This window comes from Methylorubrum podarium (genome assembly GCF_040270385.1).
In the GTDB taxonomy this organism is placed as follows: Bacteria; Pseudomonadota; Alphaproteobacteria; order Rhizobiales; family Beijerinckiaceae; genus Methylobacterium; species Methylobacterium podarium.
Map to the genome: position 1 here is coordinate 1 of NZ_JBELQE010000119.1, position 17024 is coordinate 17024.

Genomic DNA, 17024 nt, shown 5'->3' on the forward strand with positions numbered 1-17024 from the left:
GTGCCGGATCGAGCGCGGCGGTGCCGTCTGCACCACCCCCACCCCGAACCCCTCCCCACAAGGGGGAGGGGACAGGCCATGTCCTGACCGAAGCGATCAACCGGAAACCCGATCACACGGTCGGGGCGACGCCCGCGGCCTCGAACCGCCCCGTGAAGCTCACCCGGTGATGCGGGCTGCGGCCCCGCGCGATCAGGCCGGCGAGGTGGGCGGCGGTGCCGTAGCCGGCGTTGCGCTCCCAGGCATAGGCCGGATGGCGCAGCGCCAGCCGACGCATCAGCGCGTCGCGAAACGTCTTGGCGACGATGGAGGCGGCGGCGATCTGCGGCACGAGGCGGTCGCCGCCGACCACCGCCCGGCAGGGCTGGCTCAGGCCGGGGATCGCGTCGCGCCCGTCCACCAGCACGGTCGCGTCGAGGCCGAGACCGGCCACCGCCCGGCGCATGGCGTCGAGGGTCGCGGCCCGCACGTTCACCCGGTCCACCAGCGCCCGCGAACCCGCCGCGAGGGACACCCGCGCATGCGCCCGGATCAGCGGCGTCAGCGCCTCGCGCGCGGCGCGGTCGAGGCGCTTGCTGTCGTCGAGCCGGGTCAGGATCTCGGGCGGGAAGGCGAGGGGATCGAACCAGATCGCGGCCACCATCACCGGCCCGCACAGCGCGCCGCGCCCAACCTCGTCGCAGCCGATCACCGCCGGGTAGCGCGCCGCCAGCGCGGGATCGAACGGGCGGATCGCTTTTTCGGATTTCGGTCGGGGCGCCATGCGCCGATCTTCGCATTCCCGCCCCCGCCGGTCATCCCGGCCGGGGTGAAAACCGGCGGACAAAGCGTTCCGCGACGGGACGAGGATCAGCCGGGGCGGGCGAGAGCGGCGGCGCTCGGGCGTCCGGCGGAGCGCCGGACCGGCCCCACCGCGTGCGCGGTCGCGATGTTGTCGTAGAACTGGCGCGCGCTCTCGGCCCAGGTGTAGCGCAGCGCCTCCGCCCGGCAGCGCGCCCGCGGGATCGTGAGCGCCGCCAAGGCGGCCGCGCGCAGGTCCCCGTCGAGGGCGCCCGCCCCCGTGCCGCCGATGACGTCGAGGGGTCCGGTGACCGGGAACGCCGCCACCGGCAGGCCCGAGGCCAGGGCTTCGAGCAGCACGATGCCGAAGGTGTCGGTCAGGCTCGGGAAGACGAAGGCGTCCGCGCTCGCGTAGACCCGCGCCAGCGCCTCGCCGGTGAGCGCGCCCAAAAAATGCGCGTCGGGCGCCAGCGCCTGGAGCCGGGTCCGGTCCGGCCCGTCGCCGACCACGACCTTGGAGCCCGGCAGGTCGAGGGCGAGGAAGGCGGCGAGGTTTTTTTCGACCGCCAGCCGCCCGACCGAGAGGAAGATCGGGCGCGGTAGGTCGGGGAAGACGTTCTCGTCGCGGGGGCGGAACAGGTCGGTGTCGACGCCCCGCGTCCAGCGCATCAGGTTCGTGAAGCCGCGCCCCGCCAGCTCGCGCTCCAGCGAGGGCGTGCTGACCATGGTGCCGCTTGCCGCCGCGTGGAAGCGGCGCAGCCACGCGTAGCTCCAGGCCTCCGGCACGGGCGCGCGGGCGGCGAGGTACTCGGGAAAGCGGGTGTGGTAGCTCGTGGTGAAGGCCTGACCCCGCGACAGGCAGGCGGCGCGCACCGCGTGGCCGATCGGGCCTTCGGTGGCGATGTGCACGTGGGTCGGCGCGAGCCGCTCCCAGCGGGACAGCACCCGCCGCCGGGTGACGAGGGAGAGCCGGATCTCGGAATAGCCCGGCATCGGCAGGGAGGCGAAGTCCGCCGGGGTCAGCATCAGCGGCTCGACGCCGAGGCCGGCGGCGGCTTCGGCCATGCGCTCCACGGAGCGGACCACGCCGTTGACCTGCGGGTGCCACGCATCGGTCGCGAGCAGCAGCCTCATCCCAGCCTCATCCCAGCCTCATGGCAGCCTCAGGGGGATCCCGTCGCTCGGCTCAGGCGACGGCGCGGCGGATCTCGGGTTCGAAGCTGTCCGCGGCCCGGCGCTCGCGCAGCATGGTCGGGTAGTGCAGCACCTCCATGCGGCCGTCGTAGTGCTCGACGATGCCGGTGCAGGATTCCACCCAGTCGCCGGTGTTGAGGTAGGTCAGGCCCTCGACCTCGCGGTGGGCGGCGTGGTGGATATGGCCGCAGATCACCCCGTCCGCCCCCTGGCGCCGGGCCTCGCTCGCGAGGAAGGTCTCGAACTGGCCGATGAAGTTGACCGCGTTCTTCACCTTGAGCTTGGCCCAGGCCGAGAGCGACCAGTAGGCGAGCCCGAGGCGGCGGCGCACGCGGTTGACCACGGTGTTGATGGTGAGCGCCGTGGTGTAGGCCCAGTCGCCCAGATGCGCGAGCCACTTGGAGTGGCGCACCACCATGTCGAACTGGTCGCCGTGGATGACGAGGTAGCGCTTGCCGTCGGCCGCCACGTGGACCCGGCTGTCGGCGATCTCGATGCCGCCGAAGGTCATGCCGATATAGTCGCGCAGGAACTCGTCGTGGTTGCCGGGCACGTAGACGACGTGGGCGCCCTTGCGCACCTTGCGCAGCAGCTTCTGCACCACGTCGTTGTGCGCCTGCGGCCAGTACCAGCCCGAACGGAGCTGCCATCCGTCGACGATGTCGCCGACGAGGTAGATCGTATCGGCATCGACGTCGCGCAGGAAATCGAGCAGCAGGGCCGCCTGGCAGCCCTTCGTGCCGAGGTGAAGGTCGGACAGGAACAGCGTCCGAACGCGGATGGTCGATTCCGGATCTTGGGACACGGGCGCCTCCGGCTCCACACAACCGCATCGCGACGGGGAAGAGCCAAATCGCATTCCGATCTCAGTTTGATGACGGCACCACGCATCATCCTGCCGGCACCGAGCGTCCGGACCGTTGCCCGGGGCCGGCCACCGGTCCGGTCCCGGCCCGCCGCAGACCCCGCCCGCGGCCCGCGCATGCGAAAATCTTTTTGTTTTTCAATTCAGTTTTTTCCGTTTTCCATTCCCAGGCAGGGGGGGCATAACGGCGGCCAAGGTCATCCGCCGCGCGTGCCTCGCGCTTGCGCAACGGCACCCGGCAGAGGTGCGGGCAGGGGTACGGGGATGGCCGCGACGGATGGGAGCGCTGGACAATCAGCAGGAGCGCGCTTCAATGCGGCGCTGGGCTGACGCATCGAGGGTTCGGTCCTCTGGAGGCGACCGGCGTGGCTGCACGCGCCGCGACGCGGGCGGCCCGACGGCCGGCTCGCCGCTCCGGGACGATCAACGATCCGACATCACGGTGGTATGGTCCCGGCCCGCGCGAGGCCCTTTGCGCGCGGCTTTGCGGCGGGACTGAGGACGTTTCGCGGCGGGCTCGCACCCGCTACCAGGATCGGGCGGGAGCGCGGCCGCGAAGGGCCGGCCCGCCCAGAACGACTTGATTGGAGGAAACTTTCATGGCGGCAACGAGACGTCCGGGACGCAACCACCTGTTCGTTCCCGGCCCGACCAACATCCCGGACCGGGTGATGCGCGCCATGATGGTGCAGTCCGAGGACCACCGCTCGGTCGACTTCCCGTCGCTGACGAAGCCGCTGTTCGAGGACACCAAGAAGGTGTTCGGCTCGACCGACGGCACGATCTTCCTGTTCCCGGCCTCCGGCACCGGCATCTGGGAATCGGCGCTGACCAACACGCTCGCCCGCGGCGACAAGGTGCTGACCTCCCGCTACGGCCAGTTCAGCCACCTCTGGATCGACATGGCCCAGCGCCTCGGCCTGGACGTCATCGTCCAGGAGGAGGAGTGGGGCACCGGCGCCAAGCCCGAGAAGATCGAGGAGGTCCTGCGTGCCGACAAGGGGCACGAGATCAAGGCCGTCATGGTGGTCCATAACGAGACCGCGACCGGCGTGACCTCGAACATCGGCGCCGTGCGCAAGGCGATCGACGCCGCCGGCCACCCGGCCATGCTGTTCGTCGACGGCGTGTCCTCGATCGGCTCGCTGCCGTTCTACGCCGACGAGTGGAAGGTCGACTGCGCCATCGCCGGCTCGCAGAAGGGCCTGATGCTGCCCGCCGGCCTCGGCGTGATCTGCGTCAGCCAGAAGGCGCTCAAGGCCGCCGAGGGCTCGTCCGGCCGCAACGACCGGCTCGCCCGCGTCTACTTCGACTGGGAAGACCACAAGAAGCAGAACCCGACCGGCTACTTCCCCTACACCCCGCCGCTGCCGCTGCTCTACGGCCTGCGCGAGGCGCTCGCCTGCCTGTTCGAGGAAGGGCTGGAGAACGTCTACCACCGCCACGCCGTGCTCGGCGAGGCGACCCGCCAGGCCGTCGCGGCCTGGGGCCTGAAGACCTGCGCCAAGTCGCCGGAGTGGAACTCCGACACCGTCACCGCCATCCTGGCGCCCGAGGGTGTGGACGCGGCCAAGATCATCAAGCACGCCTACGTGCGCTACAACCTCGCGCTCGGCGCCGGCCTGTCCCAGGTCGCGGGTAAGGTGTTCCGCATCGGCCACGTCGGCGATCTCAACGAGCTGTCGCTGCTCGGCGCGATCGCCGGTGCCGAGATGTCGCTCCTCGACAACGGCGTGAAGGTGACGCCGGGCTCGGGCGTGGCCGCGGCCTCCAGCTACCTGCGCGAGAACCCCCTCTCGAAGTCCTGATTTTTTTGGTGAGCGGCGCCGGTTCCAACGGCGCCGCTTCCGCTAAGTAGAGAAAGGCGCCCCGCCCGGCGTCCGGCCTGCCGGCCGCTGCGCGGGAGACGCTTCGAGACAGGTGAGGAAACGGGGCCGGCGTCACGCCCGCCGGTCGATCCGGAAGGGGTCCAGAATGACAAAGAAAGTCGTCTTCCTCGATCGCGAGTCGCTCGACGCGACCGTGCGCGAATTCAACTTCCCGCACGAGTACAAGGAATACGAGTCGACCTGGACGCCGGAGGAGATCGTGGAGCGCCTTCAGGGCGCCGAGATCGCGATCATCAACAAGGTGCCGATGCGGGCCGACACGCTGAAGCAGCTTCCCGACCTGAAGCTGATCGCGGTGGCCGCCACCGGCACGGACGTCGTCGACAAGGCCGCCGCCAAGGCGCAGGGGGTCACGGTCGTCAACATCCGCAACTACGCCTTCAACACCGTGCCCGAGCACGTGGTCGGCCTGATGTTCGCGCTCCGCCGCGCGATCGTGCCCTACGCCAATTCCGTGCGCCGGGGTGATTGGAACAAGTCGACCCAGTTCTGCTACTTCGACTACCCGATCTACGACATCGCCGGCTCGACGCTCGGCATCATCGGCTACGGCGCGCTCGGCAAGTCGATCGCCAAGCGGGCGGAAGCCCTCGGCATGAAGGTGCTGGCCTACGACGTGTTTCCGCAGGACGGGCTGGTGGATCTCGACACGATCCTCACCCAGTCCGACGTCATCACGCTCCACGTGCCGCTCACTCCCGACACCAAGAACATGATCGGGGCCGAGCAGCTCAAGAAGATGAAGCGCTCGGCGATCCTCATCAACACCGCCCGCGGCGGGCTCGTGGACGAGGCGGCCCTGCTCCAGGCGCTCAAGGACGGCACCATCGGCGGCGCCGGCTTCGACGTGGTGGCCCAGGAGCCGCCGAAGGACGGCAACATCCTCTGCGAGGCGGACCTGCCGAACCTGATCGTCACCCCGCACGTGGCCTGGGCGAGCAAGGAAGCGATGCAGATCCTCGCCGACCAGCTCGTGGACAACGTCGAGGCCTTCGTCGCGGGCAAGCCGCAGAACGTCGTCGAGGCGTAGGGCCCACCACCCCGGTCGTCATTCCGGGGCCGCGCAGCGGAACCCGGACCCGAAGGGACCCGCCGGAGGCGTGCCATCCACGACGCGGCACGACGGATCGGTGCTCGTCGCCGCATCACGGGTGGCTTCCGGGTTCGCTTGTCAGCGCCCCGGAATGACGATTTGAATCGGTGGCCCCGGTGCCACTCAAGGAAGCGCTCCGCGCCTCGCGCGGACACCGACTCTCAGAGGAACCATGTCCAAGAAGCTGCTCTTCCAGTTCGACACCGATCCCACGCCGAGCGTGTTCGACGTCGTCGTCGGCTATGACGGCGGTGCCGACCACATCACCGGCTACGGCAACGTCACGCCCGACAACGTCGGCGCCTATGTCGACGGCACGATCTACACCCGCGGCGGCAAGGAGAAGCAGTCGACGGCGATCTTCGTCGGCGGCGGCGACATGGCGGCCGGCGAGCGGGTCTTCACGGCGGTGAAGAAGCGCTTCTTCGGCCCGTTCCGCGTCTCCTGCATGCTGGATTCGAACGGCTCCAACACGACCGCCGCCGCGGGCGTGGCGCTCGTCGTCAAGGCGGCGGGCGGCTCGGTGACGGGCAAGAAGGCCGTGGTGCTCGCGGGCACCGGCCCCGTCGGGATGCGCTCCGCCGCGCTCCTCGCCCTCGAGGGGGCCGAGGTCGTGCTGTGCGGGCGCAAGCTCGACAAGGCCCAGGCCGCGGCCGATTCCGTGAACAAGCGCTTCAAGGTCAACGTCGCCGCGGCCGAGACCCCGGACGACGCCTCGCGCTCCGAGGTGGTGAAGGGCGCGCATCTCGTCTTCACCGCCGGCGCGATCGGCCTCGAATTGCTGCCGCAGGCGACGTGGCAGAACGAGGCCTCGATCGAGATCGTGGCCGACTACAACGCCCAGCCGCCGCTCGGCATCGGCGGGATCGACGCGACCGACAAGGGCAAGGAGTACGGCGGCAAGCGCGCCTTCGGTGCGCTCGGCATCGGCGGCTTGAAGCTCAAGCTGCACCGCGCCTGCGTCGCCAAGCTGTTCGAGTCGAGCGAAGGCGTCTTCGACGCGGAAGAGATCTACAAGCTGGCCAAGGAAATGGCCTGACCACGCAGGGACGACCGGGCAGCGCCGGCATCGCCGGTGCTGCCCCGCTCAAGCAAGAATCACGAGGGGAGGAACCCATGGCCGGCAACGAGACGATCGAAACATTCCTCGACGGTCTGGCGAGTTCGGCCCCGACCCCCGGCGGCGGCGGGGCCGCCGCGATCTCCGGCGCCATGGGCGCGGCCCTGGTCTCGATGGTCTGCAACCTCACCATCGGCAAGAAGAAGTACGTCGAGGTCGAGGCCGACCTGAAGCAGGTGCTGGAGAAGTCGGAAGCCCTGCGCCGCACGCTCACCGGCATGATCGCCGACGACGTGGAAGCCTTCGACGCGGTGATGGGCGCCTACGGGCTGCCGAAGAACACCGACGAGGAGAAGGCTGCCCGCGCCGCCAGGATCCAGGAAGCCCTCAAGACCGCGACCGACGTGCCGCTCGCCTGCTGCCGCGTCTGCCGCGAGGTGATCGATCTGGCCGAGATCGTCGCCGAGAAGGGCAATCTCAACGTCATCTCCGATGCCGGCGTCGCGGTGCTCTCGGCCTATGCCGGCCTGCGCTCGGCCGCGCTCAACGTCTACGTCAACGCCAAGGGCCTGGACGACCGCGCCTTCGCCGACGAGCGGCTGAAGGAGCTGGAGACCCTGCTGGCGGAGGCCGGCGCGCTCAACGAGCGGGTCTACGAGACGGTGAAGGCCAAGGTGAGCTGAGGCCGAAGGCGGTTCGCGCCCTCGACCGTCATGGCGCGCGAACGCGAAGCGATCCGGGGGCACGACTCCGTCCGGGGAGGTCGCGGGCCGGATTGCTTCGGCCCCGCTTCGCAATTACAGCGTGTGATCGTTTCTCGATTCCGGACCTGATCCCGGGGTGCCGGCAAGCGGCCTCGCAGGATCCTCGAGCGAGGCCTACGCTTGGCTCCGGGACGTCGGGACGAGGGGCGAGTCGGACCAACATTGCCGGGCCGCGCGTACGGCTAGGGGCCTGTCGTCTCCACTTTAGAAGCCCGCTAAGTCTCTGACGGGCAAGCAAACTGAAGTGTAAGAGAAGAAAAAATTGAGAGCTGACCCGCTTCCCGAAAAGTAATTTTTCCGCGAAGGTTGGCCCAACAAGAACGACGGAAACGCCAAGGAGGTCTCGATGGACGTTCACGAGTACCAAGCCAAGGAGCTGCTCGCGAGCTTCGGAGTCGCCGTGCCGAAGGGCGCCGTGGCCTTCAGCCCGGATCAGGCGGTCTACGCCGCGACCGAACTCGGCGGCTCGTTCTGGGCGGTGAAGGCCCAGATCCATGCCGGCGCCCGCGGCAAGGCCGGCGGAATCAAGCTCTGCCGCACCTACAACGAGGTCCGCGACGCCGCCCGCGACCTGCTGGGCAAGCGCCTCGTCACCCTTCAGACCGGTCCCGACGGCAAGCCGGTCCAGCGCGTCTACGTCGAGACCGCCGACCCGTTCGAGCGCGAGCTCTATCTCGGCTACGTCCTCGACCGGAAGGCCGAGCGCGTCCGCGTCATCGCCTCCCAGCGCGGCGGCATGGATATCGAGGAGATCGCCGCCAAGGAGCCGGAGGCGCTGATCCAGGTGGTGGTCGAGCCGGCGGTCGGCCTGCAGCAGTTCCAGGCCCGCGAGATCGCGTTCCAACTCGGCCTCAACATCAAGCAGGTCTCGGCCGCGGTGAAGACCATCATGAACGCCTACCGGGCGTTCCGCGACTGCGACGGCACCATGCTGGAGATCAACCCGCTCGTCGTCACCAAGGACGACCGGGTGCTGGCGCTCGACGCCAAGATGTCCTTCGACGACAACGCCCTGTTCCGCCGCCGCAACATCGCGGACATGCACGACCCGTCGCAGGGGGATCCCCGCGAGGCCCAGGCCGCCGAGCACAATCTCAGCTATATCGGCCTCGACGGCGAGATCGGCTGCATCGTCAACGGCGCCGGGCTCGCCATGGCGACCATGGACATGATCAAGCACGCGGGCGGTGAGCCGGCGAACTTCCTGGACGTGGGCGGCGGCGCCTCGCCGGACCGCGTCGCCACGGCCTTCCGCCTCGTCCTGTCGGACCGCAACGTGAAGGCGATCCTCGTCAACATCTTCGCCGGCATCAATCGCTGCGACTGGGTCGCGGAGGGCGTGGTGAAGGCCGCCCGCGAGGTCAAGATCGACGTGCCCCTGGTGGTGCGGCTCGCCGGCACGAATGTCGAGGAGGGCCAGAAGATCCTCGCCGAGAGCGGGCTCGACCTCATCACCGCCGACACCCTGACGGACGCCGCGCGCAAGGCCGTCGAGGCCTGCCACGGCGCCAAGCACTGACGAAGGAGGGAGGAATCACGCCATGAGCATTCTCATCGACGAGAAGACCCCGATCCTCGTCCAGGGCATCACGGGCGACAAGGGCACCTTCCACGCCAAGGAGATGATCGCCTACGGCTCCAACGTCGTCGGCGGCGTCACCCCCGGCAAGGGCGGCAAGACCCATTGCGGCGTGCCGGTGTTCAACACCGTCAAGGAGGCGGTCGCCGCCACCGGCGCCACCACCTCGATCACCTTCGTGGCGCCCCCCTTCGCGGCGGACGCGATCATGGAGGCGGCCGATGCCGGCCTGAAGCTCGTCTGCTCGATCACCGACGGCATCCCCGCCCAGGACATGATGCGGGTGAAGCGCTACCTGCGGCGCTATCCGAAGGAGAAGCGCACGATGGTGGTCGGCCCGAACTGCGCCGGCATCATCTCGCCGGGCAAGTCGATGCTCGGCATCATGCCCGGCCACATCTACCTGCCCGGCAAGGTCGGCGTGATCTCGCGCTCCGGCACCCTCGGCTACGAGGCCGCGGCGCAGATGAAAGAACTCGGGATCGGCATCTCGACCTCGGTCGGCATCGGCGGCGACCCGATCAACGGCTCCTCCTTCCTCGACCACCTCGCCCTGTTCGAGCAGGACCCGGAGACGGAAGCGGTGCTGATGATCGGCGAGATCGGCGGCCCGCAGGAGGCCGAGGCCTCGGCCTGGATCAAGGAGAACTTTTCCAAGCCCGTGATCGGGTTCGTGGCGGGCCTCACCGCCCCGAAGGGCCGCCGCATGGGCCATGCCGGCGCGATCATCTCGGCGACCGGCGACAGCGCCGCCGAGAAGGCCGAGATCATGAAGTCCTACGGCCTGACGGTCGCGCCCGATCCGGGCTCCTTCGGCCGCACCGTCGCCGACGTGCTCGCCCGCGCGGCGTGACGGCGCGTTTTCGCGACTGACCGGAGCGTATCCCCTCCCCCTTGTGGGGAGGGGTAGGGGTGGGGGTGGTGCAGAAGGCACCGTCGGCGCTCCATCCTGCGCCACCCCCACCTCCGGCTCCTCCCCACAAGGGGGAGGAGAGGCTCCCGGCCGCCACCGACTGCCGTCCCGCAGGCACGCCCGCGGAACTCCGAAAGAACCTCGCCAGGGGGGATCCCATGACCAAGACGCTGCACGCCCGGCCGTCAGCCGCGACCGACTCGACCTTCGCGCCGCCGGTCATCACCGGCACGGCGACCGAGGACGCCCTCGACATCCTGTTCCGCGCCCTCCTCGACGTAGCCCGCCGCCACGATCCCGAATTGGAGGACGTGCTGCACGGCCGCGCCGACATCTCCTCCTTCACCCCCGAGATGCTGGCCCGCGCGCTGCAGGTGCAGGGCATCTGGTTCCAGCTCGTCTCGATCGCCGAGCAGAACGGGGCCATGCGCCGCCGCCGCCACGTCGAGCGCGACCAGGGCCGGGCGGCGCTCAACGGCTCCTTCGCCAAGGTGCTGGCGGAAGCCTCCGCCCGCGGCATCGGTCCGCAGCAGATCCACGCGCTGTTGAAAGACCTGCGCATCCGCCCGACCATCACCGCGCATCCCACCGAGGGCAAGCGCGTGACGGTGCTGGAGAAGCTGCGCCGGATCTACCTCGTGCTGCGCGAGCTGGAGCTGCCGCGCTGGACCGAGCGCGAGCGCAACGGCCTGATGAACGAGCTGCGCGACCAGATCGAGCTGATCTGGATGACCGGCGAGCTGCACCTGGAGAAGGCCACCGTCGAGCGCGAGGTCGCCTGGGGCCTGCACTTCTTCGACGAGACCCTGTTCGAGATGCTGCCGGAGGTGATGGTTTCGCTGGAGGAGAGCCTCGCGCAGTACTATCCCGACGAGACCTTCGAGGTGCCGCCCTTCTTCCAGTTCGGAAGCTGGATCGGCGGCGACCGTGACGGCAACCCCTACGTCACCGCGAGCGTGACCCGCGAGACGCTGCAGCGCAACGCGCTGGCCTCGCTCCGCCGCTACCGCGACGGCATCACCCATCTCGGCCGGGTTCTCTCGATCACCGAGCGCTCGCTGCCGGTGCCCGAGACCTTCCGCAGCGAACTCGCGAGCCTGCTCGCCGAGTCGGGCGACGGCCGGGCGATCGCCAACCGCAACCCCGGCGAGGCCTACCGCCAGTTCCTGTCCTGCGTGCTGCGCAAGCTCGAGGCGACGATCGCCCGCAACAAGGGCGCCCGCTCGGTCGGGCCCGACTATCCGAGCGCGGACGGGCTCATCAACGACCTGCGCATCCTGGAAAAGGGGCTCGCCGACGCCAAGTGCGGCGCGCTCGCCACCGACATCGTGCGCCCCGTGCGCCGCATGGTCGAGATCTTTCGGTTCTCGACCGTCCGCCTGGATCTGCGTGAGAATTCGACGCGCACGACCAAGACGCTGCACGCCCTGTGGAAGCTCCGCAACGGCGACCGCGAGCCGCCGGAACTCGACTCGCCGGCATGGAAGGAGTGGCTGCTCACCGAACTCGCCCGGCCGCGCAACCCGGAGACCGCCTTCGAGGATTTCGCCGACCGGCTGCCGGACGACGCGCGCGAGACGCTCGCCACCTTCGCGCTGGTGGGCGAGATGCGCGACACCCTCGACCGCGAGGCGTTCGGCGCCTTCATCCTGTCGATGACGCGCTCCACCGTCGACGTGCTCGGCGCCTACCTGCTCGCCAAGGAGGCGGGCATCTTCCTCGACGCCACCGGCACCGAGATCTGCCCCCTGCCGATCGTGCCGCTGTTCGAGACGATCGACGACCTGCGCGCCGCGCCCGCCATCATGAAGGAGCTGCTCGGCATCCCCGTGGTGCGGCGCTCCACCCGCTGGCAGGGCGGGGTGCAGGAGGTGATGATCGGCTACTCCGATTCCAACAAGGACGGCGGCTTCATCGCCTCGAACTGGGAGCTCTACAAGGCGCAGGTGCGGCTCACCGTGCTCGGCAACCATCTCGGCGTGCCGATCGCCTTCTTCCACGGCCGCGGCGGCTCGGTCAGCCGCGGCGGCGTGCCGACCCATCGCGGCATCGCCGCCCAGCCGCCCGGCTCGATCCAGGGCCGCTTCCGCATCACCGAGCAGGGCGAGGTCGTCTCGTTCAAATACGCCAACCGCGGCACGGCGGCCTACCAGATGGAGCTGCTGGCGGCCTCCGTCTTCGAGCACGCCCTGCTCTCGGAGGGGAACGGCAACGGCTCGCGCGCCGAACTCGACGACGCGCTGGAGGCGCTGTCGGGCGCCTCGCGGGCGGCCTACGTCAACCTGCTCCAGGCCGAGGGCCTCGTCGATTACTTCCAGGCGGCGAGCCCGCTCGACGAGATATCGCTCCTCAACATCGGCTCGCGGCCCGCGCGCCGCTTCGGCGCCAAGTCGCTCTCCGACCTGCGCGCGATCCCCTGGGTGTTCGCGTGGTCGCAGAACCGGCACGTCATCACCGGCTGGTACGGCGTCGGCTCGGGGCTCAAGAGCTTCATCGACGTGCGCGGGGAACAGGGCGAGGCCCTGCTGCGGCGCATGTTCCGGGAATGCCGGGTGTTCCGCCTCGTCCTCGACGAGGTCGAGAAGACGCTGATGATGGTCGATCTGGAGATCGCCCGCGACTATGCCGGCCTCGTCGAGGACGAGGGCATCCGCGCGCGCATCTTCGGCATGATCGAGCAGGAATACGCGCTCACCCGCGCGATGGTGTTGCGCGTCTCCGGCGACGGCGAACTCGCCCAGCGCTTCCCGCAGTTCAGCGAGCGCCTGCGGGGCCGGTTGCCGACCATCAACCAGGTCAGCCGCGAGCAGGTCGAGCTGCTGCGCCGCTACCGCAGCGAAACCGACGAGGACAAGCGCGAGGCGGTGAAGTCCGCCCTGCTCCTCTCCATCAACTGCATCGCCGTCGGCTTCGGCGCGACTGGATAATGCATACAATCTCGGCGACGTGTCGCGGACCCGGCTGGACGGCCGGACCGGGCGCGCGAGATAGAAGCGCGGCACGCAGGTGACCGCGCACACAACACGACGGTCTCGGAGAACGGAGGAACCACGATGAGCTTCACCCTGATTCAACAGGCGACGCCCCGCCTGCACCGCTCGGAACTCGCGGTTCCCGGCTCGAACCCGACCTTCATGGAGAAGTCGGCCGCCTCGAAGGCCGACGTGATCTTCCTCGACCTCGAGGACGCGGTCGCGCCCGACGACAAGGAGAAGGCGCGCACCAACATCATCCAGGCGCTCAACGACCTGGATTGGGGCAACAAGACCATGATGATCCGCATCAACGGTCTCGACACCCACTACATGTACCGCGACGTCGTCGATATCGTGGAGGCCTGCCCGCGCCTCGACATGATCCTGATCCCGAAGGTCGGCGTGCCGGCCGACGTCTACGCCATCGACGTGCTGGTGACCCAGATCGAGCAGGCCAAGAAGCGCGAGAAGAAGATCGGCTTCGAGATCCTGATCGAGACCGCGCTCGGCATGGCCAATGTCGAGGCGATCGCGACCTCCTCGAAGCGCCTCGAGGCGATGTCCTTCGGCGTCGCCGACTACGCCGCCTCCACCCGCGCCCGCTCCACCGTGATCGGCGGCGTGAACCCCGATTACTCGGTGCTCACCGACAAGGACGAGGCGGGCAACCGCCAGACCCACTGGCAGGACCCGTGGCTGTTCGCCCAGAACCGCATGCTGGTGGCCTGCCGCGCCTACGGCCTGCGCCCGATCGACGGCCCGTTCGGCGACTTCTCCGATCCGGACGGCTACACCTCGGCGGCCCGCCGCTGCGCCGCCCTCGGCTTCGAGGGCAAGTGGGCGATCCACCCCTCGCAGATCGATCTCGCCAACGAGGTCTTCACCCCCTCCGAGGCCGAGGTCACCAAGGCCCGCCGCATCCTGGAAGCCATGGAAGAGGCCGCCAAGGCCGGCCGCGGCGCCGTCTCGCTCGACGGCCGCCTCATCGACATCGCCTCGATCCGCATGGCCGAGGCGCTGATCCAGAAGGCCGACGCGATGGGCGGGAAGTAAGTTTTTCGCACTTCGACGGAGGATGGCCGGGTTCGCCCGGCCATTTTCTTGTGCGGAACGCTCAGGCTCGGCCGTGGCGGCGTCACGCGTCGCGCACGGCCGCGATCGCTTCGATCTCGATCATCGCCGCGGGATCGTAGAGCGCTTTCACCTCCGCGATGGTGTCGGCGGGGTAGGGGGCCGAGAAGAATTTTCGGCGCAGCTCGACCACGTCGGCGAAGTGACCCATGTCGGTGACGAAGATCGTCACCTTGATCACGTCCTTCAGGCTCGACCCGCCGGCTTCCAGGGCGCGGCGCAGGTTGGCGAAGGCCTGTTCGCCCTGGGCCCGGAAGCCGCCCTCGACGATCCGGCCGTCGTCGCCCGCACCCGCCTGACCGGAAATGAAGACGAGGTTGCCGTAGCGGATGCCCTGCGAGAGCAGGAAGGGCGCGTAATTGTCGGGCTCGGTGACCACTCGTTCCAGCATCGTCTTGCTCCTTCTGCGCGTTCGATCCGCGTGTCGGCATCCTTAGAATTGCGCCTCACGCGGTTCCCTGCTGATTGGTTCGATTCGACCCCACCACCGTCATTCCGGGTTCCGCTGCGCGGCCCCGGGATGACGGAAAGCGGCGGCACCGAAGGGATCGATCGGAAATGTGATCAGGCGGCCAGCTCGCTCGGCTTGATGTTGGCGATCGGCCCGAGCAGGGCGGGATCGAACGCCGCCACCGCCCGCGCGGCCCGGATGCGCTCGGGGAAGTCCGGGTTGGCGAGCGCGCCCTTGCCAAGGGCCACGAGGTCGGCCCCGGCCTCCAGGACCGCCTGCGCCCGCGCCGGATCGTGGAGGCCGCCGTTGGCGATCAGGCGCAGATCGGGCGCGAACCGGCGCGCGAGGGCGACGAGGCTGTCACGGCCGCCCTCGAAGGCGGGCTTCCAGCCCTCGTGCTCGGTGACGTGGATGGTGTCCGCGCCGGCCCGCGCGATGGCGCCGAAGATCGCCTCGGCGTCCCGCTCGCCCCCGGCCCATGTGTGGGCGACGTCGTTGACCTTGCCCTGCGAGATCCGGACGCCGACCGGCACCCGTCCGCCGACCCTCTCCCGCACGGCGCGCAGCACCGCGACGAGAAAGGCGGTACGCCGGGACGTGTCGCCGCCCCAGCGGTCGGTGCGCCGGTTGGTGGACTCCGTCAGGAACTGGTCGATGAGGTAGCCGTTCGCGCCGTGGATCTCGATTCCGTCGAACCCGGCGGTGGCGATGGCCCGCTCGGCCGCGTCGGCAAAGCCTTGGACGGCGTCGGCGATCTCCACCTCCGTCATGGCGCGCGGCGTCGGATAGGGCCCTTGCCCATAGTAGAACGCCATCTGCTGGCCCCGGGGCCGGACCGCCGAGGGGCCGACGGTGGCATCGCGAAAACGGTTGCCCTGGCTGAGCGCGCCCGCATGCATCAGCTGCGCGACGATGCGCGCCCCGTGGCGGTGGGCGGCCTCGACCACCGGGCGCCAGGCGAGCGCCTGCGCCGCGTCGGTGAGGCCGGGCTGATGACGGTAGCCCTGAGCGAAGGCCCGGTCCGTGTAGAGGCCCTCGGTGATCAGCAGGCCGAAGCCGCCGCGGGCGAAGCGCTCGTAGTAGCGCGCCATCTCCGCCGTCGCGGTCCCGTCCTCGGCCGCGCTCACGCGGGTCATCGGCGCGACCGCCAGGCGGTTGCGGAGCGTGAGATTGTTTATATCGATGGGCGTGAAGACGCCGTCGGGGCGCGTGCTCATGTCGGACTCCGCTTCGGCGCTCGCCTGTCGATCGAAAGGACCGGTTCGGCAGGGAGCGCCCTGTCTGCCGCGATGGGATGGCTTCGAGGTAGCGGCGGGCGTCGGACCGCGGTAGCGCGGCTGGACGATAAGGATCTTATCGCCCCATGATATGCCGATGGATCTCGCCGACGTCGCCCTGTTCTGCTCGATCGTCACGACCGGCAGCCTGTCGGCCGCCGGGCGCGCGTCGGGGCATTCGCCGATGGCGGTCAGCCGCCGCCTCGCCGCGCTGGAGGCGGAACTGGGCGTCCGCCTCCTGCATCGCACGACTCGGGCCGTCGCCCTAACGGCGGACGGCGAGACCTTCCTCCCCTTCGCCAGGACCATGATCGCGGCGCGGGAGGCCGCCGCGGCGGCTTTCGTCGAGCGGCACGAGGGCTTGAGCGGCGTCCTGCGGGTGACCGCGCCCAACCGGATCGGGCGGGCGCTGGTCGTGCCCCTGGCGGTGCGCCTGATGGCCGAGAACCCGCTGCTGCAGGTGGATCTGACGCTCAGCGACCGCATCGTCGACATCGTGGCCTCGGGGATCGACGTCGCGCTGCGGGTGGCCACCCTGCAGGCGTCGGACCTCGTCGCCGTCCGCTTGGCCGACAACCCGCGCATCCTCTGCGCCGCCCCGGGCTACCTGGCCGCCCACGGACGCCCGGCGTGCCTCGCGGACCTCGACGGCCACGCCTGCCTGACGCTGCACGCGATGGAGGCGTGGCCGTTCAATCGGGACGGGAAACCCCTCGCCAGGCGCGTCGGGGGACGTCTGGCGGCCAACAGCGTCGATGCCGTGCGCGAAGCCTGCCTCGCCGGGGCGGGCCTCGCCCTGCTCACCTACTGGGACGTGGCTCAGGACCTCGCCGAGGAAACCCTGGTCGCGCTGAGCCTGTCCGACGCCGAGCCGGAACGGCTCGCGATCTGGGCCGTCCTCCCGTCGCGGCAGCACCGGCCGGCGCGGGTGCGCCACTTCCTCGACGCGCTGAGGGCCGACCTGAGCCGGACCCCGGCCGTTGCCGAACCGGCCGGGGCGAATCATCCGCCCGCTGCGGAGGCGGGCTGATCGTCAGGCGGCGGCCGTCATCG

General features: G+C 69.7%; 14 protein-coding genes. 9 read left to right on the forward strand and 5 right to left on the reverse strand.

What is annotated here, in order from left to right; genetic code table 11:
- Window positions 1-112: 112 nt before the first annotated feature.
- From ABS772_RS22820 to ABS772_RS22830, 3 genes are all read right to left on the reverse strand, one after another.
- The gene (locus ABS772_RS22820) at window positions 113-763 is read right to left on the reverse strand and encodes a ribonuclease HII (protein ID WP_350396986.1); all 651 of its coding nucleotides are present in this window, start codon (window positions 761-763) and stop codon (window positions 113-115) included.
- Between the two features lie 86 nt (window positions 764-849).
- Complete coding sequence (locus tag ABS772_RS22825; RefSeq protein WP_350396987.1) at window positions 850-1914, reverse strand: glycosyltransferase family 4 protein; 1065 nt, start codon at window positions 1912-1914, stop codon at window positions 850-852.
- 52 nt (window positions 1915-1966) lie between these two features.
- A complete protein-coding gene (locus ABS772_RS22830; protein ID WP_238253631.1) occupies window positions 1967-2779 on the reverse strand; it encodes a UDP-2,3-diacylglucosamine diphosphatase in 813 nt (270 codons plus the stop codon).
- Between the two features lie 659 nt (window positions 2780-3438).
- Here ABS772_RS22830 and ABS772_RS22835 point away from each other — a divergent pair.
- The 8 genes from ABS772_RS22835 (at window position 3439) to ABS772_RS22870 (ending at window position 14165) form a co-directional block, all read left to right on the forward strand.
- Window positions 3439-4647 carry an aminotransferase class V-fold PLP-dependent enzyme gene (locus ABS772_RS22835; protein ID WP_238253632.1) on the forward strand — a complete coding sequence of 403 codons (1209 nt, stop codon included), beginning with the start codon at window positions 3439-3441 and terminating at the stop codon, window positions 4645-4647.
- Between the two features lie 166 nt (window positions 4648-4813).
- Entirely contained in the window at window positions 4814-5758 is a 945-nt protein-coding gene (locus tag ABS772_RS22840; protein WP_238253633.1) for a D-2-hydroxyacid dehydrogenase, read from the forward strand.
- A 235-nt stretch (window positions 5759-5993) separates the two neighbouring features.
- Complete coding sequence (locus ABS772_RS22845; RefSeq protein ID WP_350396988.1) at window positions 5994-6860, forward strand: NADP-dependent methylenetetrahydromethanopterin/methylenetetrahydrofolate dehydrogenase; 867 nt, start codon at window positions 5994-5996, stop codon at window positions 6858-6860.
- Between the two features lie 77 nt (window positions 6861-6937).
- A complete protein-coding gene (fchA, locus tag ABS772_RS22850) occupies window positions 6938-7564 on the forward strand; it encodes a methenyltetrahydrofolate cyclohydrolase (RefSeq protein WP_238253635.1) in 627 nt (208 codons plus the stop codon).
- A gap of 427 nt (window positions 7565-7991) precedes the next feature.
- Window positions 7992-9164: a malate--CoA ligase subunit beta gene (locus tag ABS772_RS22855; RefSeq protein WP_350396989.1), complete on the forward strand. Its 1173-nt coding sequence runs from the start codon at window positions 7992-7994 to the stop codon at window positions 9162-9164.
- A 22-nt stretch (window positions 9165-9186) separates the two neighbouring features.
- On the forward strand, window positions 9187-10077 hold the full coding sequence (gene sucD, locus ABS772_RS22860) for a succinate--CoA ligase subunit alpha (protein ID WP_198580282.1): 891 nt from the start codon (window positions 9187-9189) through the stop codon (window positions 10075-10077).
- A gap of 218 nt (window positions 10078-10295) precedes the next feature.
- Window positions 10296-13064, forward strand: coding sequence for a phosphoenolpyruvate carboxylase (locus ABS772_RS22865; protein ID WP_238253638.1), 2769 nt, complete (start codon window positions 10296-10298; stop codon window positions 13062-13064).
- 126 nt (window positions 13065-13190) lie between these two features.
- Window positions 13191-14165 carry an HpcH/HpaI aldolase/citrate lyase family protein gene (locus ABS772_RS22870; protein ID WP_238253639.1) on the forward strand — a complete coding sequence of 325 codons (975 nt, stop codon included), beginning with the start codon at window positions 13191-13193 and terminating at the stop codon, window positions 14163-14165.
- Window positions 14166-14247: 82 nt separating this feature from the next.
- Here ABS772_RS22870 and ABS772_RS22875 read toward each other — a convergent pair whose 3' ends face one another.
- Complete coding sequence (locus tag ABS772_RS22875) at window positions 14248-14634, reverse strand: RidA family protein (protein ID WP_350396991.1); 387 nt, start codon at window positions 14632-14634, stop codon at window positions 14248-14250.
- Between the two features lie 173 nt (window positions 14635-14807).
- Complete coding sequence (locus ABS772_RS22880; protein ID WP_350396992.1) at window positions 14808-15911, reverse strand: NADH:flavin oxidoreductase; 1104 nt, start codon at window positions 15909-15911, stop codon at window positions 14808-14810.
- 157 nt (window positions 15912-16068) lie between these two features.
- Between ABS772_RS22880 and ABS772_RS22885 the strand changes: the two genes are divergently transcribed.
- On the forward strand, window positions 16069-17001 hold the full coding sequence (locus ABS772_RS22885; RefSeq protein WP_350396993.1) for a LysR family transcriptional regulator: 933 nt from the start codon (window positions 16069-16071) through the stop codon (window positions 16999-17001).
- The last annotated feature ends 23 nt before the right edge of the window (window positions 17002-17024 follow it).